Genomic DNA, 22,889 nt, shown 5'->3' with positions numbered 1-22,889 from the left:
ACAGCGCGCGATGGCCGGCCCTTGCCGCTGCCATTGGCCAGGCCGCCGCGGCCTCGATCGATGTCGCCATGGTCTTCATCCCTGTCCTGATGGCCGGCGGTCTCGATTTCTTCCCCGGCATGGTCACGCCTCCACCGTGGCGAGCTGGACGATGCGCAGCAGCACGAGGCCGGCGGCGACGGCGAGATAACCACGCAGCACGATCATCCAGATCCGGCTCAGCGGGCTGAGGCGGGTCGGCGGCAGCCGGTCAAGGGGCGGCATCCGCCAGCTATCGCGATCGAGTTTTGGTTGAGACGGCGTGAAGCGGCGCGGCGCATTGCGCCGTGACGATACTTCGAAAAGTTTCGCCGCCGCGGTCACCGCGAGCGCCAGCACGCTGCCGCCAATGAGGATGCCGATGATCCAGGCCTCGCCGAGATCGGGATACAGCACCGCAGCGGTCAGGATCACCGACAGCATCACCAGCGCCGCGACCACCGCGCCGGTGAACAGGTTCAGCCGGGGTCGAATTCACCCAAGGCCCGAGGATGTGGCGGTCGTTGCAGAGCAAGAGCAGGAACACGGTCGCGCTCGGCAGCAGCACGCCGGCCAGCGTCTGCACCGCGTTGGTGAGCAGCCCGAGCGGCGTGCCCGGCGTCAGCACCAGCACCGCGGCGAGCACGATCAGGCCGCAATAGACGCCATAAAAACCCTTCGCATCGGATGGCTTGCGGTGCAGCGAGTGCTTGACCGCGAACACGTCGCCGATCGCATACGCCGTCGCCAGCGAGACCGCCGCCGCGCCGATGATGCAGGCATCGAGCAGCGCCAGCGCAAACAGCACCGCCGGCAATTTGCCGGCATATTTCTCCAGCCCCACCGCGGTGCCCAGCGCGTCGGTGTAGTTGCCGAACTCGGGCCGTCCGGCGAACGCCTGGGCGCAGAACGCGATCATCGCGACCGCGCCGATCACCACGAGGGCGATGCCGACGCACAGATCGATCCGCTCATAGCGGATGAAGCGTGGCGTGATCCGCTTGTCGACGATGTAGCTCTGCTGGAAGAACAGCTGCCACGGCGCCACCGTGGTGCCGACGATCGCGACGATCAGCAGCATCACGTCGCTCAGTCTCGCGTCCTGCGGCATCTTCGGCACGAGGAAATCAGCCGCGATCTGCCCGACCGGCGGATGGACCAGCAGGATCACAGGTACCAGCAGCAGGCTGCCGGCGACCAGCACAATGCCGAACCGCTCGAAGCGGCGGAAGTCGCCGGTCGAGACCGCGAGCATCACGATCGCCGCCGAGGCCAGCACGCCCCAGAACCGCGAGACGCCGAGATAAGATAGCGCCAGCGTGATGCCGATGAACTCGGTGACGATGGTCAGCGCGTTGAGCAGCAGCAGGTCGATGACGCTGAACGCGCCCCAGAACTTTCCGAACCGGGCGAAGATCAGCCGGGCATGGCCGACGCCGGTGACGGCCCCTAACCGCACCACCATCTCCTGGTTGACGTAGAGCACGGGGATCAAGAGCAGCAGCGTCCACAGCAGCGTGGTGCCGTAATTCTGTCCGGCCTGGGTGTAGGTGCCGAACGCGCCGGCGTCATTGTCGCCGACCATCACGATCAGGCCGGGGCCGACGATGGCGAGCAGGGTCTTCAGCCGCGCCAGCCACGTCGCGCGCGGCGCGGTGTCGTCGCGGGCAATGCTGCCGAGCGCGCCACGAATGTCCCCGGTATGTGCGGTGTCGAGAACGGCCGTGCGGGTGGTGCAGGTTTCGGTCATATCGCGTCTCCTCGCCGCTTGGCACGGCGAGGGGACGCGGAGCGGGTCTATGCGCGCGCGCCTCCGCTGCCGTGAGCAGCGGCACTTCCAGATGTCATGCGTTGCGGGAATCCCGTTGCCGCGCCTGAGTGGCGCGCAACGGGACGACTAGGTCCTTCGTCCATGTCGGCCTCCTCAGGCGCTGGCTGCGATCTTTGGAGCGCGCGGGTCAAGACGCCGGCCCGCGCGTCGCTGCTGCGGAAGATCACCGCTGCTGTCGTCGACGGTCCACCGGCATTCAAGATGGCCGCCGATCAGGAGCCAATGACAGGTCAGCGCCGGGGCTGGACGCCGGCGCCGCGCCGGATGGCGAACGCCCGGCAGGTTGTCATTGCAATGGGTGGCCGCCCGCGGCACACGCCGCGGCTCGAACGGCCGGAATTTTGCGAGCTTTTCGAACATCGCTCACCTCCACTTCCGCTGGTCGCGGCAGGCCGGTGAGGAGCGGGCGGTCAGAAGAGGGGCGACCACCTGTCCACGCAGCGGGAGCCTGCGCGATCAGTCTTGCTGTGTTGCGGCGGCAGTGCTCCCATCGGGATACTGTCGCCAGAGTTGCTACTGCCCATGTGCCTTCTGTGCTGGCTCGTGGTCTGGTTCGTGTCCGGGGATACAATCCCGGTGCGGAACGAAGTTTCCGTCAATCGCGCACTACGCCTCACGATATAGGCTGTCAAGCCGAATCTGCTATCCTCCGGGGAGGATCAGGATCATCCTCCGGGGAGGATAGGAGAGCCATATGCCCGACGACGACCACCCGCATACAGCGATCGCCCGGCGCCTGAAGCGCGCCGGCGGTCATCTCGAGACCATTGTCGAGATGATTGAAAAGGGCCGGCCCTGCGCCCAGATCGCGCAGCAATTGCAGGCGGTGGAGAGCGCGATCGAGAGCGCCAAGAAGGCGCTGATCCACGATCACATCGGCCACAGCCTGGAGGAGACGCTGAAGGCCTCAGGCCCGAAGGGCCGCGCCGTGCTGCGCGACTTCAGGCTGGTCGCAAAATATCTCTGAGCGTCACGCGGTCCAAAAAATGACCCGCCCGGGGGGATCGCCGGGCGGGTCGGGGTACGACATGGGCTGGATGAGGACCCATGCCGAACGCCGGATCCGCAAACCGAAGATACCGTATCGATCAGTAGTAGCAGGTGCGCACGCGGCCGATGTAGTTGCCGTAGACGTCGTATTGGCGCACGAAGCCGCAGTGGCGATAGCCGTTGTAGTAGTAGCCGTCGTTGCTGGCGGCGATCGCGCTGCCGACGATGGCGGCGCCGACCAGGCCCGCGCCGACGCCATAGCCCCAGCCGAGCGGCTTGGCATTGGCCTGCGAGGTGGTGGTCGCGATGGTGCCGGTCACGGCAAGCGCAGTGAGGGCGAGGGCGGCGAATTTGGTCTTGATCGACATCGGATACTCCATCCTGTTTGAGCGCGGCGCCGGTGTGGCCCGCATGCCCGTTGGACGGAGCTGTTCCGGTTCCGGTTCGAGGAGTGAGGCGGAAATATGGTTTCGTGAAATGTTTCGTCGCGGCGTTTACAACGAAACAAGGCCGCTTTATCGACCGCGGAGCGTGGCTTCGACGTCGAATTTGTCGACATCGTCGAGCAGCTCGCAGAACGCGCGCGCGCCGTGCTCGAGCAGCTTCTCACCTTTCTCCGCCGTAGCCTTGGTGGCGTCACCGATCGCGCCGCTCGGGTGCAGGTCCTGCGCCTGCCAGGCGAATGGCGCCGGCCGCTGCGTCGACAGATGGCGGTGCTGCTTTTCGATTTCGATGCTCGCCGGCGTGAAGTTCGCGATCGCATCGGTGCGCACGTGCTGCGGATAGCGCGCCAGCATGATCGACGTCTCGACCGCGCCGCCGTGAATGCCGTGGCGCAATTCCTCAGTGTCGAACAGCCCGTCGGGCGTGCCGAACCGCGACCAGTTCGTGGTCACCACCAGCATGCCGTGCTGCGCGCGCAGATCCTGCGCCACCAGCGACATCGCGGCGGAGTTGCCGCCATGGCTCGTCACCATCACGAGCTTCTTGACGCCGGCGCGCGCCACGCTGGCGCCGAGCGCCATCCAGCTGGTCAGCGCCGCCTTGGTCGGCAAGGTCAGCGTGCCCGGAAAATCGATGTGCTCGGTCGAGATGCCGACCGGCTGGAGCGGCAGGAACGTCGCCGGGATCGCCGCCGGCAACAATTCTCGCACCCGCGAAAGATAGGCCTCGCCGATCATGACGTCGGTTCCAAGCGGCAGATGCGGCCCGTGCTGCTCGGTCGCGGCCAGCGGCAGCACCGCAATCCAGCGCGAAGCGGCGGCTGCGGCCATCTCGGGCCAGCGGATGGCGGTCCAGTCACGGGGCAGAAGCGAAGAAGTCATCGAGCCAGACGTTTACAAGCGTTTCATTGGATGGATTTGCAGGGTAGTTTGTTGAGCCATCACGGGGGCGTTCCGCGCCCTTGGGCGCGGTCCACGTCCTCTGCCTTCCATCATGGGCCATAATGATCGACGGAGTCCAACCATGATGTCGGCCTTTTTGCCGCGAGCGTTAACCACAGCCCTGCTGGCCGCCGCGATTTCCGCTTCAGGTGCCCTACTGGCGGCGCATGCGCAGACCCTGGACAAGGTCTCGTTCGGCACCAACTGGGTGGCCGAGGGCGAGCATGGCGGCTTCTTCCAGGCGGTCGCCGACGGCACCTACCAGAAATACGGCCTCGACGTCACCATCGTGCCGGGCGGTCCCAACGCCAACAACCGCACGCTGCTGATCGCGGGCAAGCTCGATTTCTTCATGAGCGCGAACTCGCTGCAGACCTTTGACGCCGTCACCAACAACGTGCCGCTGGTCGCCGTCGCCGCCATGTTCCAGAAGGACCCGCAGGTGTTCTTGACCCATCCCGAGGTCAAGGTCACCAAGATCGAGGACCTGAAGCCGCTGACGCTGCTGATCTCCAAGGAGGGCATCACCAGCTACTTCCAATGGCTGAAATCCGAATACGGTTTCAGCGAAAGCAAGGTGAAGCCCTACACCTTCAACCCGCAGCCCTTCATCGTCGACAAGCAGACCGCGATGCAGGGCTATGTCACCTCCGAGCCCTATGCGGTGGAGAAGGCCGCCGGCTTCAAGCCGAACGTGCTGCTGCTCGCCGATTACGGCTTCAACTCCTACTCGACGCTGATCGAGACCCGCCGCGACCTCGTCGACAAGAAGCCGGACCTCGTGCAGCGCTTCGTCGATGCCTCGATCGTCGGCTGGTACCATTACGTCTACGGCGACAATTCCGCCGGCAACGCCATGATCAAGAAGCTCAACCCCGACATGAACGACGAGCTCTTGGCCTACTGTGTCGCCAAGATGCGCGAGCACGGCATCGTCGATTCCGGCGATTCCATCAAGAACGGCATCGGCGCCATGACCGACGAGCGGATGGCTGGTTTCTTCGACAAGATGGTGCGTGCAGGCGTGGTCAAGAGCACCATCGACTATCGCCAGGGCTACACGCTGCGCTTCGTCAACAAGGCGGTCGGCGTCGAGCTGCGGCCGAAGAACTGAGCATGGTCCGATCTGCCTCGGCACCGGCAGTCCACCTCTCCCCCTGTGGGAGAGGTCGGATTGCATCGCCAGATGCAATCCGGGTGAGGGGTTCCGCTCCCTCGTGGGACCTGCGCCCCCTCACCCGCGCCTTCGGCGCGACCTCTCCCCGATGGGGAGAGGTGCAACTCGCGGCGCGGCTGCGCTCAACAACATCCGGTCGGCAATGGTAGCAGGCACCATGTCGGCGATCGACGCCACCAGTCCAGCCGTGCGGCTGCGCGGGGTGACAAAGATCTATGAAAGCGGCGTCGCGGCGCTCGGGCCGCTCGATCTCGACGTCGTCAGCGGCGAGTTCGTCGCGCTGCTCGGGCCGTCCGGCTGCGGCAAATCCACCGCGCTGCGGCTGATCGCGGGGCTCGCTGCGCCCAGCGCGGGAACGGTCGAGGTCTCGCACCACGGCGCGCAGCGGCGCGGCGGCCACAGCATCGGCTTCGTGTTCCAGGAGCCGACCTTGATGCCGTGGGCCACGGTGCGCGACAATGTCCGCCTGCCGCTGAAGCTCGCGCGCGCAACCGGCGGCGATGCCGAGACGCGGATCGACGCCGCGCTCGACCAGGTCGGGCTCGCCGAGTTCGCGAGGGCCTATCCGCGCGAATTGTCCGGCGGCATGAAGATGCGGGTGTCGCTGGCGCGCGCGCTGGTCACCGATCCGGATATCCTCTTGATGGACGAGCCGTTCGCCGCGCTCGATGAGATCACGCGCTTCCGCCTCAACAACGACCTGCTGGTACTGTGGCGCAACCTGCACAAGACCGTCATCTTCGTGACACACTCGGTGTTCGAGTCGGTCTATCTCGCGCAGCGCGTGATCGTGATGACGGCGCGGCCCGGCCGGATCGGCGCCGAGTTTCGCATCACCTCGCCGGAGCCGCGCGGCGAGGCGTTCCGCACCTCGGCCGAATATGCCGCGTTCTGCCGCGAGGTCTCCAATGCGCTGGCGCCGTCCTACGCAGGGCAGGCCGGCGCATGAAATCTCCGCAGCATCTCGTCCGCCTCATCGCTCCGGTCGTGGTGCTCGCCGCCGGCCTCATGCTCTGGGAAGCGATCGTCCGCGCCTATGACATCCAGCCCTATGTGCTGCCGAGCCCGCTTCTGGTGCTGAAAACCCTGGTCAGCGACTGGGGCGTGCTGTCGCAATCGCTCGGCGTCACGCTGCTCACTACGCTGGAAGGGTTCATCGCGGCCGCGATCGGCGGCGTCGTGCTCGCCTTGCTGTTCAACCAGTCGAAATGGCTGGAATATTCGCTGTTCCCCTATGCGGTGATCCTGCAGGTCACCCCTGTCATTGCGATCGCGCCACTGCTCTTGATCTATCTGGAGCAGCAGACCGCGGTGATCGTGTGCGCCTGGATCGTCGCGTTCTTTCCGGTGCTGTCCAACACCACGCTCGGCCTCAACTCGGTCGATCGCAACCTCGCCGGATTGTTTCAGCTTTATGGCGCCTCAAAGCTGCAAACGCTGTTGTTCCTGAAACTGCCCGCCGCGCTGCCCTATATCCTCGGCGGCCTGCGCATCGCCGGCGGGCTATCGCTGATCGGCGCCGTGGTCGCGGAGATCGCCGCCGGCAGCGCCGGCGCCGGCTCGGGGCTCGCCTTCCGCATCGCTGAATCCGGCTACCGGCTGAATATTCCCCGCATGTTCGCCGCACTTCTGCTGTTGTCGCTGGCCGGGATTGTCATCTATGGGTTGCTGGCGCTAGTTTCCCACCTGCTGTTGCGGCGCTGGCACGAGAGTGCGCTAGGAAAGGAAAGCTGATGGCCTCGATTTCTTCCGACAAGATCGATCTCCTGATTTACGGACCGATCCGGCCAATCCTCGAAAACGGCTTTTCCGATCAGTACGTGCTGCACAAGGCCGAAAGCCGCGGTGACCTCGAGCGCCTGACGCCGGATACCCTTGCAAAAATCCGCGGCATCGCCGTCACCTATCACACCATGGCGACCGACAAGACCGCGCTGGCGATGTTTCCGAAGCTGGAGATCGTCGGCAGCTTTGGCGTCGGCTACGACCACATCGATTCCCACTACGCGCGCGATCACAACATCGTGGTGACCAACACGCCCGACGTGCTGACCGAGGAGGTCGCCGACGTCGCGATGGGCCTGTTGATCGCGACCTTGCGCGAGTTCGTCAAGGCCGACCGCTACGTGCGCTCCGGCCTGTGGCAGACGCAAAACTATCCGCTCAGCGTCGGCTCGCTGCGCGACCGCAAGATCGGCATCGTCGGCATGGGCCGGATCGGCCAGGCGATCGGCCGCCGGCTGGAAGCCTCACTGGTGCCGGTGTCGTACCATTCGCGCAATCCGGCCAAGGATGTCAGCTACAAGCACTACCCTGATCTGATCGAGATGGCGAAGGCGGTCGATACCTTGATCGTGATCGTGCCGGGCGGCGCCTCGACCGCGAAGATGATCAATGCCGAGGTGTTCAAGGCGCTCGGCCCGCGCGGCGTCGTCATCAACGTCGCACGCGGCTCGGTGGTCGACGAGCCGGCGCTGGTCGCCGCGCTGAAGTCCGGCACCATCCTCGCGGCCGGCCTCGACGTGTTCGCGGCCGAGCCGAACGTGCCGGATGAATTGAAGGCGATGCAGAACGTCGTGCTGCTGCCGCATATCGGCTCGGCGTCTGTGGTGACGCGCAACGCGATGGATCAGCTCGTGGTCGACAACATCAAGAACTGGTTCGCCGGCAAGCCGCCGCTGACGCCGGTTGCCGAAACTCCGGTGAAGGACCGCTGATGCCGTTGTCCCGCTTCAGCGCCGCACTCGTCGTGCTGCTGGCCGCCTGCAGCGGCGCTGCCGCGCAGGATGCCTCGACGCTGAAGAAGGACATGATCGGGCAGTGGGAGCTCGCCACCACCGAGCGCAGCAAGACCTGCGTCGTGACGCTGAAGGGCGATGCGGCGCCGCAGGGCTTCAAGCTCGAGCTCGAGCCGGCCTGCGCCGCCGCGCTGCCCTTCACCAAGGGCATCACCGGCTGGAGCATCAAGGGCCTCGGCGACATCGTGCGGCTGCAAAATGCCGCCGGCGAGGCTGTGATCGACTTCACCGAGGTCGAGACCGGCATTTTTGAGGGCCTGCGCACCAACGAGGGCGTCTACATCCTGCAAAACCTCGCCGCCGCGCGCTCGCTGGCCAAATCGATGGACCAGATGATCGGCGACTGGTCGATGGTCCGCGGCAACGGCCAGGCGATCTGCACGTTGGTGCTGACCAACACCGACGCCGGCAACGACAACTTTCAGGTGTTCGTGAAAGGCAAGTGCGATCCCGCGATCACCGCCTTCAACCCGACCCTGTGGCGGCTCGATCACGGCCAGATGCTGTTGATGTCGGCCAAGGGCGAGACCTGGCAGTTCGAGGCCGACGACAACGCCCAATGGCGCCGCGTCCCCGACACCGCCGCGCCATTGATCATGCTGCGGGAGCAGTAACGGACTCGTTGGCTCCCTCCGGGCTACAGTGTCCTAACCTCCCCTTGAAAGGGGAGGTCGCTTTGCTCGCCAGAGCAAAGCGGGTGGGGATCCGCTCCCTCCGCATACAGCGTCGCCCGCGGCTGACCCCCATCCCGACCTTCCCCCTTTCAGGGGGAAGGAGAAGCGCTCCACCGGTTGCGTGGCTGCTGCTTCGGGCTACGGTATCCTAACCTCCCCTTGAAAAGGGGAGGTCGCTTTGCTCGTCAGAGCAAAGCGGGTGGGGATCTGCTCTCTCCCCATGCAGCGGCGCCCGCGATTGACCCATCCCGACCTTCCCCCTTTCAGCGGGAAGGATAAGCGCTCCACCGGTTGCTCGGCTGCCGCTTCGCGCGCCCCAAAAAAATAATTCCCACCCCCTGTCGATCCGGCTGGCTCCGGATCGTCGTTCCCTGTAGCGAGCCGGTCTTGCGGCGATCATCGCCGCGCCTCGCCCAACAGGAGTTCTCCGATGCGCTTCATGTATATCGTCACCTCCTCGCAACCGCCGCGGCCGCCGACGCCGGCCCTGATGGAGGCGATGGGCAAGCTCGCCGAGCGGGAAATCAAGGCGGGCCGCATGATCGATACCGGCGGGTTGCTGCCGGTCGCGATGGGCGCCCAGGTGCGGATTACGGACGGCAAGCTCAATGTCATCGACGGACCCTTCGTCGAGACCAAGGAGATGATCGGCGGCTACGCGATCTTCGAGCTCCGCAACAAGGAAGAGGCGGTGGCGGCTGCCGTGGAGTTCATGCAGTTGCACAAGGAGCATATGCCCGGCTGGGACGGGACCTGTGAGGTTCGCCCCTTCGCGGCCATGGGTGCCGACGGCGGCTGTCAAGTCGACGTCTCCGCTTGCGCCTGATGCGCAGCGCGGCGATCTCAAGTCGGCGGCGATGACGGCCGCCGACGTCCAGGCCACCATCCTCGGCGTGTGGCGCATCGAGCAGCCGCGGCTGATCACCAGCCTGTCGCGGATGCTGCGCGACGTGCCGCTTGCCGAGGATTTGACCCAGGAAACGCTGGTCGCCGCGCTCGAGCACTGGCCGGTCAGCGGCGTGCCGGAGAAGCCGGGCGCCTGGCTGATGGCGACCGCGAAACGGCGCGCGCTCGATCATCTGCGCCATGCCAGCATGCGCACCCAGAAGCACGGCATGCTGGCGCATGATCTGGCGCGGGAGCAGGAGACCATGCCCGATTTCGATTCCGCGCTCGACGACGACATCGGCGACGAGCTGCTGCGGCTGATCTTCACCGCCTGCCATCCGCGGCTGTCGCGCGAGGCCCGCGCGGCGCTGGCGCTGCGCATGATCTGCGGCCTCACCACGGAAGAAATCGCGCGCGCCTTCCTGCAGGCGGAGGCGGCGATCGCGCAGCGCATCGTGCGCGCCAAGCGCACGTTGTCCGAGTCCGGTCTCGCCTATGAGACGCCGTGCCGCGAGGAATTATCGGAGCGGCTCGCCTCGGTGCTCGAGGTGGTCTATCTGATCTTCAACGAGGGTTATACCGCGGCGCGCGGCGACGAATGGCTGCGGCCGCAGCTCTGCAACGAGGCGCTGCGGATGGGCCGCGTGCTCAGTTCGATCGCGCCGACCGAGCCCGAAGTGCACGGGCTCGTCGCCCTGATGGAGCTCAACGCCTCGCGGATGGCGGCGCGGATCGATGCGGCCGGCGAGCCGATCCTGCTGATGGAGCAGAACCGCGCGCTGTGGGACCGCCTGCAGATCCGCCGCGGGCAGCTGGCGCTGGCGCGCGCCCGCGAGCTCGGCGGCGCCGGCGGCTTCTACGCGCTGCAGGCCGCGATCGTCGCCTGCCACGCCGAGGCCGCCACGTCAGATGCGACCGACTGGCGCCGCATCGCCGCGCTGTACGGCGACCTCGCCGCGCTGGTGCAGTCGCCGGTGATCGAGCTCAACCGCGCCGTCGCGATCGGCATGGCGGAAGGTCCGGCAGCAGCGCTCGCGATCGTCGACGCCCTCGCGCACGAGCCGGCGCTGAAGTCCTATCATCTGCTGCCGAGCGTGCGCGGCGACCTCTTGCAGAAGCTCGGCCGCTTCGACGAAGCCCGCGCCGCCTTCGAGACCGCCGCCGATCTCGCCGGCAACGCCCGCGAACGCGAGTTGCTGCTGCGCCGCGCAGCGACGGCGGCACGCGCCGCACGCGACGCGTAAGCTGAGCACACCTCTCAGGCTCCCTCTCCCCTTGCGGGAGAGGGTGGGGAGAGGGGTAAGCCCCGGGCGAGATGATCGATTGAAGCGTGGCGTTTGCAATCTCGCACGACGCAGTCAAAACGCAACGGAGAGGCACGTCGTGTGGCACCCCTCTCCCTAACCCTCCCCGCAAGGGGGAGGGAACCCTGCCGCTGGTGCGTCCCTTACGGTTGCGTAGCCCGCATGAGCGTAAGCGATATGCGGGACTCATCGCGACGCCCCCGGATTTCGCTCCGCTGCATCCGGGCTACGAGGTCGTGCGCGCCAACGACGATTTGGTGTGAATGACGGATTAACCGCGATCCCCGCGCATCTTGCTTAACGGTTTGCTGAAGCCGTCAGAGGCTGCGCGGCATGGTGCGGCGTCGCGCGTCGCCGGGATTGAACATCGCAAATGTTTCCCTAACGCGCGCCGCAGGCGTCGCGTTGGCAACCGGTGCAGAAGCCGTGTCAGGCGTCGGGCGGAATTCGTTCGGTCCCGGCCAGCGCCGCGCAACGACGTCGTTTGCCGCAGGCGGCGCGAGAATGCCGTCGCTGTGGCAGGCATCGTAAACGTACAAGGCCGCAAGCGATGCGGCTGCGACAGTAAGAACAATCCGGAAAATGGACATTGCAATAACGCCTGCTTGATTGCGGCGAACAATGCCCGGCGACCGTGAACCGCGCGTTGAAGCGACGGATCGATCGGTCGCTACGGTTCCCGGCTGATGAACGGGATGCGTAAATTGCTCGCTTACCAAGGCTCTCAACGGTGCGGCAACCAGCTTTCCTCACAGGCCGGCAAGGAGTCTCTGGCATTGAGGGACAAAGGCAAAAACAGGAGGCACCATGTTCGTCGCCGTCAGGATCATGATTTTGATCGCCAGCGCCTACGCCGGCTCGGCCGTCGCAGAGATGCAGTTCGCGCCGCTGCCGAGCGTCGCGGTCTCGGCCCAGCCGTAAGACGACGGCGAGTTTGTTGCGCTAAAATCCATCCCCGTCATCCTGAGGTGCTCGCCTCTTCGGCGAGCCTCGAAGGATGAATCGGCCCGGCTGGTGGCCGTCGATCCTTCGAGGCTCGCAAGGGCTCGCGCCTCAGGATGACGGGGTCCAATAGTCGTCGCGCGCAGAACAGCCGCCCGCGGCACCGCCCCCTCACATCAGCCGCATCCCCTTCAGGCTGGCATGGCCGTTCTTGCCGACGATGATGTGATCATGCACTGCGATCCCGAGCGGTTTTGCAATTTCGACGATCGCTTTCGTCATCTGGATGTCGGCCTGTGACGGCGTCGGGTCGCCGCTCGGATGATTGTGCACCAGGATCAGCGCGGTTGCCGATAATTCCAGCGCGCGCTTGATCACCTCGCGCGGGTAGACCGGGGTGTGATCGACGGTGCCGGTCTGCTGCACCTCGTCGGCGATCAGCTGGTTGCGCTTGTCGAGGAATAGCAGGCGGAACTGCTCCTTGTCGGCGAACGCCATGCTGGAGCGGCAATAGTCGATCACCTCGTTCCATGATGACAGCGCGACGCTGCGCTTGATCTCGCCTTTGGCGATCCGGTCGGCGGCGGCGGCGATCAGCTTGAGCTGGTTGATCGCGGCGTCCTTGACGCCGTCGACCTCGCGCAGCCGCGCCACCGGGGCGTGCACGACCTCGGCGAACGAGCCGAATTTCTTCAGCAGCGCCTTGGCCAGCGGCTTGGTGTCGCGGCGCGGGATCGCGGCGAACAGCGCCATCTCCAGCAGCTCGTAGTCGGTCAATGCCGCGGGCCCGGCCGCATAGAAGCGCTCGCGCAGCCGCTCGCGATGGCCGTGATAATGCGGCGTCTCGTCGGCGTCGTCCGGGCTGTCACTCTTGGCGGGCATCGGCCACAACCATGCCGTGCCGGCTGCGATTTGCAAGCGCCGCTTTGCCTTGACCGGAGCGCTGAACTACCGTTCGGCTGCTGTCCGAAGGCATAAGGTGTCTGCATGACGTCGTTCAAGGTGATCCGCGCCCGCGCCGAGAAGCGCAAGGGCGGGCCGAAGGCGCTGGAGAAGCTGCTGCATCCGCCGGCCGGCGCCAAGGCGCTGGCAAAGCTCGGCGATGACCGCGTGCTCGCCGAGATGACCCGGCGGGTGTTCTGCGCCGGCTTTGCCTGGAGCGTGATCGACGCCAAATGGGATGGCTTCGAGGCGGCCTTCCTCGGCTTTGCGCCGGCCAAGCTCGCCTTCAAACCCGACGAGTTCTGGGAGAAGCTCACGAGCGACGCGCGGATCGTGCGCAACGGCGCCAAGATCATGTCGGTGCGCGACAATGGCCGCTTCGTGCAGGAGATCGCGCGCGAGCACGGCAGCTTCGGCAAATTCCTCGCGGCCTGGCCGTCGTCGGACGAGATCGGGCTATTGGATCTCTTGGCCAAGCGCGGCAGCCGGCTCGGCGGCAACACCGGGCAGATGCTGCTGCGCTTCCTTGGCTGGGACGGCTTTGTCACCTCGCGCGACGTCGTCGCCTGCCTGCGCGATGCCGGGCTCGACATCGCCGAGGAGGTCAAGTCGAAGCGCGATCTCGCCAAGGTGCAGGCGCAGTTCAACGCCTGGGCCGAGGAGACCGGTCTGCCCTATCTGCATCTGTCGCGCATCTGCGCGATGTCGATCGGAGAGAATTATTCACCGCAGCAGATCGAAGACCGCACCCGCAGCGACTACTGACCGCGCCGCGGTTACACCGTAACCCACGGCTTCTCGCCGTGGCGCTCGGACAGCGTAAAAATCTCGACGCCGTCGGCGGTGACGCCGACCGAGTGCTCGAACTGCGCCGACAGCGAACGGTCGCGGGTCACCGCGGTCCAGCCGTCGGACAGGATCTTCACATGCGGCTTGCCGAGATTGATCATCGGCTCGATGGTGAAGAACATGCCGGGCTTCAGCGGCACGCCCTCGCCGGGGCGGCCGATATGGATGATGTTCGGCTCGTCGTGGAACAGGCGGCCGAGGCCATGGCCGCAGAAGTCGCGTACCACGCTCATGCCCTGCGGCTCGACGAAGCTCTGGATGGCATGGCCGATGTCGCCGGTGGTGGCGCCGGGCTTCACCGCGGCAATGCCGCGCATCATCGCCTCATAGGTCACCTCGATCAGCCGCTCGGCCTTCCGCGCGATCGGGCCGATGGCGTACATCCGGCTGGAATCGCCGTACCAGCCGTCGACGATGAAGGTGACGTCGATGTTGACGATGTCGCCCTCCTTCAGCGGGCGGTCGCCCGGCATGCCGTGGCAGACCACGTGATTGATCGAGGTGCAGGTCGAATAGCGATAGCCGCGATACATCAAGGTCGCCGGATAGGCGCCGTGGTCGAAGGCGAACTTGCGGACGAACTCGTCGATGACGGAGGTGGGGACACCCGGCTTGACGATATCGGTGAGCGCGTCGAGGCACTTCGACACCAGCGCGCCCGCCTTGCGCATGCCGGCAAAGCCGCTCTGCCCGTGCAGCTTGATCTGGCCGGTCTTGCGAAGCGAGGTGTCGGTGGCGTCGATATAGCTCATGGGCGGGGCGTTTTCCGGGGCAAAGGGCTGGATTCAGAGCCTAATCTAATGATCGGGGCGGCCGGTGCAAGCCAAGGTTGGGCATGGGAGGATGCCCAAACGGGCTGATTCTGGAGCATGGTCCGGACAAGTGGGCACCGGTTTTCCCTCGCGACAAGCCCGGAACGGGCTTGCGCGGAGATCATGCTCAAAACCTAGGAGGAAACCTCGACAACGCTCTCCACGGGCAGGGCGCCGCCGCGGACCCGGAGTTCCCGCACCGGGTAGGGAACGCGGATGCCGTTGGCCTTGAAGGCGTCCCACAGCGACAACATGACGTCGCTCTTCACATTGTCCATGCCGTCGGGGTCGGCGATCCAGAAGGTCAAAGAGAACTTCATGCCGGCCTCGGCGAATTCGGTCAGGATGCAGTTCGGCGTCTTGCCCTTGGTGGCGCGCGGATGGGCGCCCGCGGTCTCGATCGCGAGCTTGCAGACCTGGCGCGGATCGGCGTCGTAGTTGGTCGAGAAGGCGATCTTCACCAGCGTGTTCTTGTCGGTGTAGGTCCAGTTGGTGACCTTCTGGGTCACCAAATCCTCGTTCGGGATCAGGAACTCGCGGCCGTCGCCGGCGGCGACCGAGATGTAGCGGGTCTTCATCGCGCTGATCTTGCCGGAATTGTCGCCGATGGTGACGAGGTCGCCGGGCTTCACCGACTTGTCGACCAGCAGGATCAGCCCGCTGATGAAGTTGGCGACGATCTTCTGCAGGCCGAGACCGATGCCGACGCCGGCCGCGCCGGTGAACACCGCAAGCGCCGCGAGGTTGATGCCGACCGCGCCGAGCGCGATCACGATCGCCATCACCATCAGCCCGATGCGGATGATCTTGACCAGCAGCACCTGGATCGACGGCGTCAAATCGGTGGCGCGGTTGATGCGGCTCTCGGCGAAATTGCTCGCCATGTTGGTCGCCCACAGCGTCACAATCAGCAGCGCGCCGGCCTTGATCAGCAGCAGCGGCGTCAGTCGCAGTCCGCCGACGTCGATCGCAAACGAGTCCAGCGTCTCGGCGGCCCAGTCGAGCTGGCCGATGATGCTGAGCGCCGCGACCAGCCAGGCTGTGATCGAGACCAGCTTGACGATGAAGGCGTTGTCGATCACCGAGGTGACGAGGCGGATCACCAGCCAGGCCAGCGCCAGCTTGGCGGAGACCGCGATCAAGTAGCTGCGGCTCGGCCAGGTCGCATGGTACATCACGATCCGCGAGACGATCATCAGCACCGCGAACACGGCGGTGGAGGCGCTCTTCACCATCACCCGTGCGAAGTGCCGCAGCGGCAGCGGCCAGCGCATCCCCAGCGACGACAGCTCGACGCGGGCGTGGATTGCGGTATCGGCCGCATAGGCGATGCCGGCGGCGGCAAGGATGATGCCGAACTGCAGGTAGAACCAGGGCGAGGCGATCTCGGCGCCGACCTGGCGCGCCGCCATTTGGATCGATTCCAGCAGGTCCTTCAGGCCCATGTCCATCGGCAAAATCTCAACTTGAAGCGCGGGTCAGGCAAATGTGATTCGAGGCCCCGTGGAGAATCCCACAAAGGCGCAGCTGCGACCATCGATACAACACAGTGTCGCGGCGACGTCGAGGCGGCGCATGGGCGATCTCGGCCCGGCAAAACCGGACCAATTGCCGCTGATGTTCAGAAATGGGGTTGGCGTCCAAGTGTGGCGACGATAAGGATGCAAATACAAGCATTTGATCCCCTCTGAGGCGCATGGCATCCCTCGATTCGGTCAGTCTGGCGATCCTGCTCGGCGCGGTTCTGGTGATGGCCGGAATCCTGTCGAGCCTGTTGGCGCTGCGGTTCGGCGCACCCTTGCTGCTGGTGTTCTTGCTGGTCGGCATGCTGGCCGGGGATTCCGGGCCGGGCCGGCTGCAGTTCGACGACGTCCGCACCACCTATCTGGTCGGCTCGGTAGCGCTGGCGCTGATCCTGTTCGACGGCGGACTGAAGACGCGCTTCGCCAGCATCCGCACCGTGCTGGCGCCATCGATGGTGCTGGCGACCGCCGGCGTGCTGCTGACCGCGCTGATCACCGCACCGGTCGCAAGATATGTGCTCGACCTCAACTGGACCGAGTCGCTGCTGGTCGGCGCCGTCGTCGCCTCGACCGATGCGGCGGCGGTGTTTCTCCTGGTGCACACCCAGGGCCTGCGCCTGCGTCCGCGCGTCGGTGCGACGCTGGAGGCTGAATCCGGCACCAACGATCCGTTCGCGATCTTCCTCACCTTGATGCTGGTCGAGTTCATCTCGATCGGCCAGAGCTCGGCCTCGCACATCGCGATGGAGTTCATCCAGGAAGCGGTGCTGGGAGCCATCATCGGGGTGATCGGCGGCCGGCTGGTGGTGCTGGCGCTGAACTATGTGGCGCTGCCGCAGGGCCTGCATGCGCCGTTCGTCACGACGGCGGCGCTGGTGATCTTCGGCGGCTCGCAGATGGTGCATGCCTCGGGATTCCTCGCCGTCTATCTCGCCGGTATCATCATCGGCAACCGGCCGACCCGCGCGCATAATTCGGTGGTGACGTTCCTCGACGCCGCCACCTGGCTGGCGCAGATCGTGATGTTCGTGCTGCTCGGCCTCTTGGTATCGCCGCATCGCCTGGTCTCCAGCATCAGCGGCTCGGTGCTGGTGGCGCTGGCGCTGATGCTGATCGCCCGTCCCTTGGCGGTTGCGATTTGCCTCGCGCCGTTCAAGTTCAACTGGCGGGAGAAGGTCTTCATCGCCTGGACCGGCCTGCGCGGCGCGGTCGCGATCTTTCTCGCCTCGATCCCGATGCTGGTCGGTCTGTCGAAGGCCTATCTCTATTTCGACGTCGCCTTCGTCGTCGTCATCATCTCGCTGTTGCTGCAGGGCTGGACGCTGGGGCCGGCGGCGCGGCGGCTGCATGTCGCGCTGCCGCGCGCCGAGCGCGGGCCGCGGCGTGTCGAGCTGGATCTGCCCGGCCAGCTCGAGCAGCAGCTGGTCGGCTATCCGGTGCGGCCGAAGAGCCTGTATTTCCGCCGCGGCCTGATCCCGTCCTGGTCGAAGCCGACGCTGGTGATCCGCGACGAGCGGATCCTGACGCCTGTCGAGGCCGATCCGGTCGCGCCCGGCGACTACATCTATCTGCTGGCGCCGCCGGAGCGCGCCGAGGCGCTCGACCGCTTCTTCGTCGACATGCCGCCGTCGGCCGAGCCCGATCCGCATCTGCTCGGCGACTTCATGGTCTCGGGCGAGCATACGCTCAGCGAGCTCGCCGAGATCTACGGCGTCAAGGTCGACGAGCATCAGGCCCAGCTGACGCTGGCGGACTATTTCGACATCTATCTCGACCGCGCGCCGAAGCAGGGCGCCGAGCTCGGGCTCGACACCATCGTGCTGGTGGCGCGCAACATCAGCGGCGGCCGCGTCAATGTCGTCGGCCTGCGTCTGCCGGAGGAAGAGGAGGCGGCGCCGCCGCTGACGCGCATGCAGATCGTGAAGCGCAAGCTCGCCGATATCTGGGGGTCGGTCGCGGGGGTCTGAACCTCAGCGCGTCACTGCTTGCGCAGGAAGCTGGAATCCGGCGCGAACTTCTTGATCATGTCGGAGAGGCCATCGTCGCCGGGCGCCGCCGCGTCCTTCGCCGCATCCGTCTTGGCGGAGCCGTGGGCTTTCTCGCCCGAGATCTCTGCGAGCGCGGCAAGCAGCGCCTGGTCGAGGTCGTCGGAAGGCGCCTTGGGCTTGGGCTCCTTCGGCGGCTCGTTCGCCGACTCCTCGGGCGGGACCGCGCGGATGTCGGGCTCGCTCTTGGCCGCTACGGGCGGAGGTGCGGGCGGCTTCGCCGGCTCGGCGCGCTTGGCGGAGGCCTGCGTGACGGCGGCGATCAGCGATGCCTCGAGGTCGGCGGGCGTGCTGGCCGGCATCGGCGGCGGCGAGGGCGGCCTGGACTCCCGGGCCGCGCTGCCGAACAGCGGGCTGCGCCGGGTCGCGGGCGCGGTTTCGGTCGCCTTGGCGGGCTTGGGCGGCTCGGCGCGTCCGGTGGCGGCCTTGGCGGCGGATGCCTCCTCGACGGCGGCGATCAGGGAGGCCTCGAGCGCGTCGGCCGGGTTGGCCGGCGCCGGTGGAGGTGGGGGCGCACCTGGTCGTTCGATGGGCAGGATCACCAAATGCGGCGCGACCCGCGGCGCCGGCGGCGGCCGCGGCGCCTCGGGTGGGGCAGGGGGCTGGGCTGGCTGGCCACCGCGGGCGCGGGCGATGATGCCGTCAACGATCGCGCCGAGGCGGTTCTTGTCCGGGGCGGCCAGATAGCTGGTGGCGAGCTCGTCGACATATTGCGGGCCGTAGTCGGCCAGCACCTTGGCGAGCCCGGCGAGATCGGGGTCGCTTTCGACCAGCCGGCGCCACGCCTCCCGGTCATAGGGCGCGCCGCTGCGCTTGTCGGACCGGCGCGACTGCTGCGATGACGCGGTGTCCTGGGAGGCGTCTTGGGAAGCGTCCTGGGCGAGGGTCGGCGGCTGCAGCCCGGCGGCGACCAGCGGAGCAGTGAACTCGGCACCCCCGGCGCCGGCGCCGGCGACTTCTGCCCGGAGCCGGCGGCGTTCGGCCACCTGCAGCGCGATCAGGCCGACGCCCATCAGCAGAAAGCCGAGCGCCGCCCAGGCGATGGTTGCGCACAGCAGCCCGCCGATCAGCAGCAATATCCAGCCAGTCAGTCGCACAGCCTGCCTTTCCCCTGCCGCCGATCCGGCGCCCGATTCGTAACCTGATGGACAAGCTGGACTATCTTATGCCGATTTTCGCGGGAAACAGCCAGCTAGAGCATGATCCGGAAAAGTGTGAAGCGGTTTTCCGAAAGATCATGCTCAAATAAGAAGCTAAAGCGCGATGACGATCCGACCCAATCTCATCGCGCTTTAGGAGCCGCCGGTCAGCACCCTGACACCGCCGAATGCGGTGACCCGTCCGCCGCGCAGCATCACGATCTGGGTGGCGAGCTGGCGCAGCTCGGCCGCGTCATGGCTGACGTAGACCATGGGGATGCCGGCCTCGTCGCGCAGCCGCACCAGATAGGGCAGGATCTCCAGCTTGCGGCCCTCGTCGAGCGCGCCCAGCGGCTCGTCCAGCAACAGCAGCCGCGGCTTCGACAACAGCGCCCGGCCGAGCGCGACGCGCTGGCGCTCGCCGCCGGAGAGTTTTCCGGGGCGGCGGTCGAGCAGGGCGCCGATGTCGAGCAGGTCGACGACGCGCCGGCGCTGCGCGGGATCGTCGGCAAGGCCGTTCATGCGGCGGCCGTAGTCGAGATTCTGCCGGACATCGAGATGCGGAAACAGCCGCGCGTCCTGGAAGACGTAGCCGATTCGGCGGCGCCAGGTCGGCACGTGGATGCCGGCCGCGGTGTCGTCGACGGTGTCGCCATCGATCACGATGGTGCCGCGGTCGGGCCGCAGCAGCCCCGCGATGATGTTGACCAGCGAGGTCTTGCCGGAGCCGGAGGCGCCGAACAGGCCGGTGACGCGGCCCTCGCTGGCGAACGACGCCGCCAGCGTGAACTCGCCGAGCTGTTTTGCAACATCGACGCGCAGCATCGCTATTGTCCGTGCAGGCGCGCGGTGGCGCGGCGCGCGAACACTTCTGCCGCGATCAGCGCGCCGACCGCCAGCACGATCGAAATGATCACCAGCCGCGCCGCGGCGGGGTCGCCGTCCGGCGTCTGGATCAGCGAATAGATCGCCGACGAGATGGTCTGGGTCTCGCCGGGGATGTTGGAGACGAAGGTGATGGTGGCGCCGAATTCGCCGATCGCCTTGGCAAAGCCGAGCACCATGCCGGCGAGCACGCCGGGCAGCGCCAGCGGCAGCGTCACGGTCGCGAACACCCGCCAGGGCGCGGCGCCGAGCGTCTCGGCAGCCTGCTCGAGCCGGCGGTCGATCGCCTCGATCGACAGCCGGATCGGCCGCACCAGCAGCGGAAACGACATCACGCCGCAGGCCAGCGCCGCGCCGGTCCAGCGGAACGCGAACACGATGCCGAGATGCTCGGCCAGCCAGCCGCCGACCAGGCCTTTCTTGCCGAGGGTCAAGAGCAGCAGATAGCCGGTGACCACAGGTGGCAGCACCAGCGGCAGATGCACGGCGGCATCGAGCAGGGACTTGCCCCAGAAATCGCGCCGCGCCAATAGCCAGGCGAGCGCGATGCCGAACGGGGTCGCTACCAGCGTTGCGATGATGGCGACCCGCAGCGACAGCAGGATCGCCGTCCATTCGGTCGGCGAGATCTCGAACACTAGTGTCTGTTCCCGAAGTTCGTATGCAAGTGCGGCTCCTCTGTTACGAACTTCGCGAACAGACACTAGCAAGAGTCAATATGCCAGTGCCGCTGATCGATTTGACGTTCCTCACCGTATGCGCGGCAGTCACTGGAGGAACGTCAAATCGGCGGCGCTGGTCTCAAGTCGTCGGGCTGATCAGGAACTTGAAGCCGTACTTCTCGAGAATCGTCTTCGCCGCGGACGAGCGCAGGAAGGCGAGATACTGGGCGGTCTCCGGCTTCGCGGTGGTGGTCGCCGCCACCGGATAGATGATCGCGGGATGGCTGTCGGCCGGGAAGGTGCCGACGATCTTGACGCCGGGCTCGACCTTGGCGTCGGTCGAGTAGACGATGCCGAGCACCGCCTCGCCGCGCGCCACCAAGGTCAGCGCCGCGCGCACGCTCTCGGCCATCGCGAATTTCGGCTCGGCGGCCTGCCAGGCGCCGAGCTTCTCCAGCGCCGCCTTGGCGTATTTGCCGACCGGCACCGCCCTGACGTCGCCGGTCGCGATCTTGCCGTCGCCGGCGAGCTTGGCGAGGTCGAAGCCGGAGGCGATGGTGACGTTGTCGATCTTGAAATCCTTCGGCGCGATCAGCACGATCGCATTGCCGAGCAGGTTCACCCGGGTCGCTTCATTGATGTTCTTCTGCTTGATGGCGTAGTCCATCCAGTCGGTGTCGGCGGAGACGAACACGTCGGCCGGCGCGCCCTGCTCGATCTGCCTGGCCAGCGCCGAGCTCGCGGCATAGCTGGCAGTGATCTTGACGCCGGTCTTGGCGGTGTAGGCCGCGTCGATGTCGTCGAGCGCGTTCTTCATCGAGGCCGCGGCAAAGACGGTGAGCGTCTTGTCCTCGGCCGCGGCAGGCGAATGCAGCGCGCCGAGCAGGATGACGATGGCAGTGAACAGTCCGGCAAGTCGTGACATGGAAGCGCTCCGTGCGAGCTCGCGCGCGAACGAGCGCGCGCAAATCAGGCGTTGGTGGGTACTGGGCTGCGACGGACGGAAGCGCTGTTCCGCGGGTCTCCGACGGACTTACGGTCCTCGGGGATATCGCACTGCAAACATAGCAGGCTGAGGCTTACGGTAAAGGCGACCGTTTGTCTAACCGATCGACGTCTCGAGCGGGATGAAGTTCGGTTGAATCGATTTTGCCTCGGGTTCGGTACACCTCTCCCCGACGGGGAGAGGTCGATTTGCGCAGCAAATCGGGTGAGGGGCTGCAGCTCTAATGAGGGACCGCAACCCCTCACCCGGCGCTACGCGCCGACCTCTCCCAAGGGAGAGGTCAACCTCCGATGCCGCTCTAACTTGACCCAACCTCACCATTCTCTAACCGGTCGGCCTTATTCAGCCGCCGGCTGGATCACGACCGAGAGCGCGTTCTCCCTGGCGCCGCTGACCTGCAGCACGAAGGGGCTGGCGGCGAGCTCGAATTTCACGGTCTTGCGGATACCGTCGCAATCGGTGGCGCCGGAAAACGCCTTCGGCTTGAGGACATGCCCGTCCTGCACCACGTCGATCCAGGCCCCGGCCGAGAGGCTGATGGTGTAGAGCCCGGCCTTCGGCGCGGTCTTGAAACTGGTGAAGCCGGCGAAGGTGCCCTCCTTCGGCGCGCGCTCCGGCGGCGTCGGCAGTTTGGCATCGGCCGGCGTCACCAGCGCCAGCGTGATGGCGGTCGACGGCAGCGCCGCCTGTTCGCTGCCCGATGCGAGCCTCGTGCGGTCCGGCGCGGTGAGCGCGGCGCGCGCGTGGTCGATCGGCCATTTGAACTTGTCACAGCCGCTCGGCTCCTCCGCTGCGAAAGCGGGTGCGGAGACGATCAACAGCAATGCGGTGAGGAGGGGTTTGTGCATGGCTAATCCACTCAATCATGACGGATGAACAGATCAGCGGCCCCGATCCTTCGCTCGAACGCGCTTGCGGCGCGCCGATAGGTGTTTTTAGCCCATCTCGGAGGCAATTGAAAACCTGCCCGCGCGGGGCCGCGACTAGAGCATGATCCGGAAAAGTGTGAAGCGGTTTTC

General features: G+C 66.2%; 21 protein-coding genes and 1 pseudogene. 10 read left to right on the top strand and 12 right to left on the bottom strand.

Annotation, left to right across the window (positions count from 1 at the left end; all coding sequences use genetic code 11):
* Nucleotides 1-123: 123 nt before the first annotated feature.
* A pseudogene (locus XH93_RS40395) lies at nt 124-1,768 on the bottom strand (Nramp family divalent metal transporter).
* Between the two features lie 174 nt (nt 1,769-1,942).
* On the bottom strand, nt 1,943-2,209 hold the full coding sequence (locus tag XH93_RS40390) for a hypothetical protein (protein WP_194471711.1): 267 nt from the start codon (nt 2,207-2,209) through the stop codon (nt 1,943-1,945).
* 334 nt (nt 2,210-2,543) lie between these two features.
* Here XH93_RS40390 and XH93_RS40385 point away from each other — a divergent pair, with 334 nt between their 5' ends.
* On the top strand, nt 2,544-2,816 hold the full coding sequence (locus tag XH93_RS40385) for a metal-sensing transcriptional repressor (protein ID WP_194471710.1): 273 nt from the start codon (nt 2,544-2,546) through the stop codon (nt 2,814-2,816).
* Nucleotides 2,817-2,937: 121 nt separating this feature from the next.
* On the opposite strand, the gene XH93_RS40380 is transcribed toward XH93_RS40385, so the two are convergent.
* Nucleotides 2,938-3,207 (bottom strand): hypothetical protein, encoded by a 270-nt coding sequence (locus XH93_RS40380; RefSeq protein ID WP_194471709.1) that lies wholly within the window; start codon nt 3,205-3,207, stop codon nt 2,938-2,940.
* 147 nt (nt 3,208-3,354) lie between these two features.
* The gene (locus tag XH93_RS40375; RefSeq protein WP_194471708.1) at nt 3,355-4,164 is read right to left on the bottom strand and encodes a creatininase family protein; all 810 of its coding nucleotides are present in this window, start codon (nt 4,162-4,164) and stop codon (nt 3,355-3,357) included.
* Nucleotides 4,165-4,306: 142 nt separating this feature from the next.
* On the opposite strand from XH93_RS40375, the gene XH93_RS40370 reads away from it, so the two are divergent.
* From XH93_RS40370 to XH93_RS40340, 7 genes are all read left to right on the top strand, one after another.
* A complete protein-coding gene (locus XH93_RS40370; protein ID WP_194471707.1) occupies nt 4,307-5,338 on the top strand; it encodes an ABC transporter substrate-binding protein in 1,032 nt (343 codons plus the stop codon).
* A gap of 220 nt (nt 5,339-5,558) precedes the next feature.
* Complete coding sequence (locus tag XH93_RS40365) at nt 5,559-6,350, top strand: ABC transporter ATP-binding protein (protein WP_371814875.1); 792 nt, start codon at nt 5,559-5,561, stop codon at nt 6,348-6,350.
* Complete coding sequence (locus XH93_RS40360; protein ID WP_194471705.1) at nt 6,347-7,135, top strand: ABC transporter permease; 789 nt, start codon at nt 6,347-6,349, stop codon at nt 7,133-7,135. The genes XH93_RS40365 and XH93_RS40360 overlap by 4 nt, the downstream gene beginning before the upstream one ends.
* Complete coding sequence (locus XH93_RS40355; protein WP_194471704.1) at nt 7,135-8,118, top strand: 2-hydroxyacid dehydrogenase; 984 nt, start codon at nt 7,135-7,137, stop codon at nt 8,116-8,118. The genes XH93_RS40360 and XH93_RS40355 overlap by 1 nt, the downstream gene beginning before the upstream one ends.
* 92 nt (nt 8,119-8,210) lie before the next feature.
* Entirely contained in the window at nt 8,211-8,813 is a 603-nt protein-coding gene (locus tag XH93_RS40350) for an AprI/Inh family metalloprotease inhibitor (RefSeq protein WP_172626624.1), read from the top strand.
* Nucleotides 8,814-9,303: 490 nt separating this feature from the next.
* Complete coding sequence (locus tag XH93_RS40345) at nt 9,304-9,699, top strand: YciI family protein (protein ID WP_139479700.1); 396 nt, start codon at nt 9,304-9,306, stop codon at nt 9,697-9,699.
* Nucleotides 9,700-9,730: 31 nt separating this feature from the next.
* Nucleotides 9,731-11,005, top strand: a complete 1,275-nt coding sequence (locus tag XH93_RS40340) for an RNA polymerase sigma factor (RefSeq protein WP_194475524.1) — start codon at nt 9,731-9,733, stop codon at nt 11,003-11,005.
* Between the two features lie 1,173 nt (nt 11,006-12,178).
* Here the strand turns inward: XH93_RS40340 and radC are convergent.
* Complete coding sequence (radC, locus tag XH93_RS40335) at nt 12,179-12,889, bottom strand: DNA repair protein RadC (RefSeq protein ID WP_194471703.1); 711 nt, start codon at nt 12,887-12,889, stop codon at nt 12,179-12,181.
* Nucleotides 12,890-12,994: 105 nt separating this feature from the next.
* Here radC and XH93_RS40330 point away from each other — a divergent pair, with 105 nt between their 5' ends.
* On the top strand, nt 12,995-13,714 hold the full coding sequence (locus tag XH93_RS40330; protein WP_194471702.1) for a DNA-3-methyladenine glycosylase I: 720 nt from the start codon (nt 12,995-12,997) through the stop codon (nt 13,712-13,714).
* 11 nt (nt 13,715-13,725) lie between these two features.
* On the opposite strand, the gene map is transcribed toward XH93_RS40330, so the two are convergent.
* Both map and XH93_RS40320 read right to left on the bottom strand, forming a co-directional pair.
* Entirely contained in the window at nt 13,726-14,550 is an 825-nt protein-coding gene (gene map / locus XH93_RS40325; protein ID WP_194471701.1) for a type I methionyl aminopeptidase, read from the bottom strand.
* Between the two features lie 194 nt (nt 14,551-14,744).
* Entirely contained in the window at nt 14,745-16,061 is a 1,317-nt protein-coding gene (locus XH93_RS40320; protein WP_194471700.1) for a mechanosensitive ion channel family protein, read from the bottom strand.
* 245 nt (nt 16,062-16,306) lie between these two features.
* Here XH93_RS40320 and XH93_RS40315 point away from each other — a divergent pair, with 245 nt between their 5' ends.
* A complete protein-coding gene (locus XH93_RS40315; protein ID WP_194471699.1) occupies nt 16,307-18,100 on the top strand; it encodes a potassium/proton antiporter in 1,794 nt (597 codons plus the stop codon).
* A gap of 11 nt (nt 18,101-18,111) precedes the next feature.
* On the opposite strand, the gene XH93_RS40310 is transcribed toward XH93_RS40315, so the two are convergent.
* From XH93_RS40310 to XH93_RS40290, 5 genes are all read right to left on the bottom strand, one after another.
* Nucleotides 18,112-19,275, bottom strand: a complete 1,164-nt coding sequence (locus XH93_RS40310; protein WP_194471698.1) for a hypothetical protein — start codon at nt 19,273-19,275, stop codon at nt 18,112-18,114.
* A gap of 195 nt (nt 19,276-19,470) precedes the next feature.
* Complete coding sequence (gene modC, locus XH93_RS40305) at nt 19,471-20,142, bottom strand: molybdenum ABC transporter ATP-binding protein (RefSeq protein ID WP_194471697.1); 672 nt, start codon at nt 20,140-20,142, stop codon at nt 19,471-19,473.
* A gap of 2 nt (nt 20,143-20,144) precedes the next feature.
* Nucleotides 20,145-20,840, bottom strand: coding sequence for a molybdate ABC transporter permease subunit (gene modB / locus XH93_RS40300; RefSeq protein ID WP_194471696.1), 696 nt, complete (start codon nt 20,838-20,840; stop codon nt 20,145-20,147).
* Nucleotides 20,841-21,003: 163 nt separating this feature from the next.
* On the bottom strand, nt 21,004-21,789 hold the full coding sequence (gene modA, locus XH93_RS40295; protein ID WP_194471695.1) for a molybdate ABC transporter substrate-binding protein: 786 nt from the start codon (nt 21,787-21,789) through the stop codon (nt 21,004-21,006).
* A 419-nt stretch (nt 21,790-22,208) separates the two neighbouring features.
* The gene (locus tag XH93_RS40290; RefSeq protein WP_194471694.1) at nt 22,209-22,718 is read right to left on the bottom strand and encodes a hypothetical protein; all 510 of its coding nucleotides are present in this window, start codon (nt 22,716-22,718) and stop codon (nt 22,209-22,211) included.
* Nucleotides 22,719-22,889 lie beyond the last annotated feature (171 nt).

This window comes from Bradyrhizobium sp. CCBAU 51753 (assembly GCF_015291565.1).
GTDB lineage: Bacteria > Pseudomonadota > Alphaproteobacteria > Rhizobiales > Xanthobacteraceae > Bradyrhizobium > Bradyrhizobium ivorense.
Note: the sequence above shows the minus strand (reverse complement) of the source record. Positions and strands in the feature narration are given on the sequence as shown.

What these genes read in the sequence shown, in the direction of transcription:
- XH93_RS40390 (WP_194471711.1), bottom strand. Translation starts at nt 2,209, where the DNA reads ATGTTCGAAAAGCTCGCAAAATTCCGGCCGTTCGAGCCGCGGCGTGTG.
- XH93_RS40385 (WP_194471710.1), top strand. Translation starts at nt 2,544, where the DNA reads ATGCCCGACGACGACCACCCGCATACAGCGATCGCCCGGCGCCTGAAG.
- XH93_RS40380 (WP_194471709.1), bottom strand. Translation starts at nt 3,207, where the DNA reads ATGTCGATCAAGACCAAATTCGCCGCCCTCGCCCTCACTGCGCTTGCC.
- XH93_RS40375 (WP_194471708.1), bottom strand. Translation starts at nt 4,164, where the DNA reads ATGACTTCTTCGCTTCTGCCCCGTGACTGGACCGCCATCCGCTGGCCC.
- XH93_RS40370 (WP_194471707.1), top strand. Translation starts at nt 4,307, where the DNA reads ATGATGTCGGCCTTTTTGCCGCGAGCGTTAACCACAGCCCTGCTGGCC.
- XH93_RS40365 (WP_371814875.1), top strand. Translation starts at nt 5,559, where the DNA reads ATGTCGGCGATCGACGCCACCAGTCCAGCCGTGCGGCTGCGCGGGGTG.
- XH93_RS40360 (WP_194471705.1), top strand. Translation starts at nt 6,347, where the DNA reads ATGAAATCTCCGCAGCATCTCGTCCGCCTCATCGCTCCGGTCGTGGTG.
- XH93_RS40355 (WP_194471704.1), top strand. Translation starts at nt 7,135, where the DNA reads ATGGCCTCGATTTCTTCCGACAAGATCGATCTCCTGATTTACGGACCG.
- XH93_RS40350 (WP_172626624.1), top strand. Translation starts at nt 8,211, where the DNA reads ATGATCGGGCAGTGGGAGCTCGCCACCACCGAGCGCAGCAAGACCTGC.
- XH93_RS40345 (WP_139479700.1), top strand. Translation starts at nt 9,304, where the DNA reads ATGCGCTTCATGTATATCGTCACCTCCTCGCAACCGCCGCGGCCGCCG.
- XH93_RS40340 (WP_194475524.1), top strand. Translation starts at nt 9,731, where the DNA reads ATGACGGCCGCCGACGTCCAGGCCACCATCCTCGGCGTGTGGCGCATC.
- radC (WP_194471703.1), bottom strand. Translation starts at nt 12,889, where the DNA reads ATGCCCGCCAAGAGTGACAGCCCGGACGACGCCGACGAGACGCCGCAT.
- XH93_RS40330 (WP_194471702.1), top strand. Translation starts at nt 12,995, where the DNA reads ATGACGTCGTTCAAGGTGATCCGCGCCCGCGCCGAGAAGCGCAAGGGC.
- map (WP_194471701.1), bottom strand. Translation starts at nt 14,550, where the DNA reads ATGAGCTATATCGACGCCACCGACACCTCGCTTCGCAAGACCGGCCAG.
- XH93_RS40320 (WP_194471700.1), bottom strand. Translation starts at nt 16,061, where the DNA reads ATGGACATGGGCCTGAAGGACCTGCTGGAATCGATCCAAATGGCGGCG.
- XH93_RS40315 (WP_194471699.1), top strand. Translation starts at nt 16,307, where the DNA reads ATGGCATCCCTCGATTCGGTCAGTCTGGCGATCCTGCTCGGCGCGGTT.
- modC (WP_194471697.1), bottom strand. Translation starts at nt 20,142, where the DNA reads ATGCTGCGCGTCGATGTTGCAAAACAGCTCGGCGAGTTCACGCTGGCG.
- modA (WP_194471695.1), bottom strand. Translation starts at nt 21,789, where the DNA reads ATGTCACGACTTGCCGGACTGTTCACTGCCATCGTCATCCTGCTCGGC.
- XH93_RS40290 (WP_194471694.1), bottom strand. Translation starts at nt 22,718, where the DNA reads ATGCACAAACCCCTCCTCACCGCATTGCTGTTGATCGTCTCCGCACCC.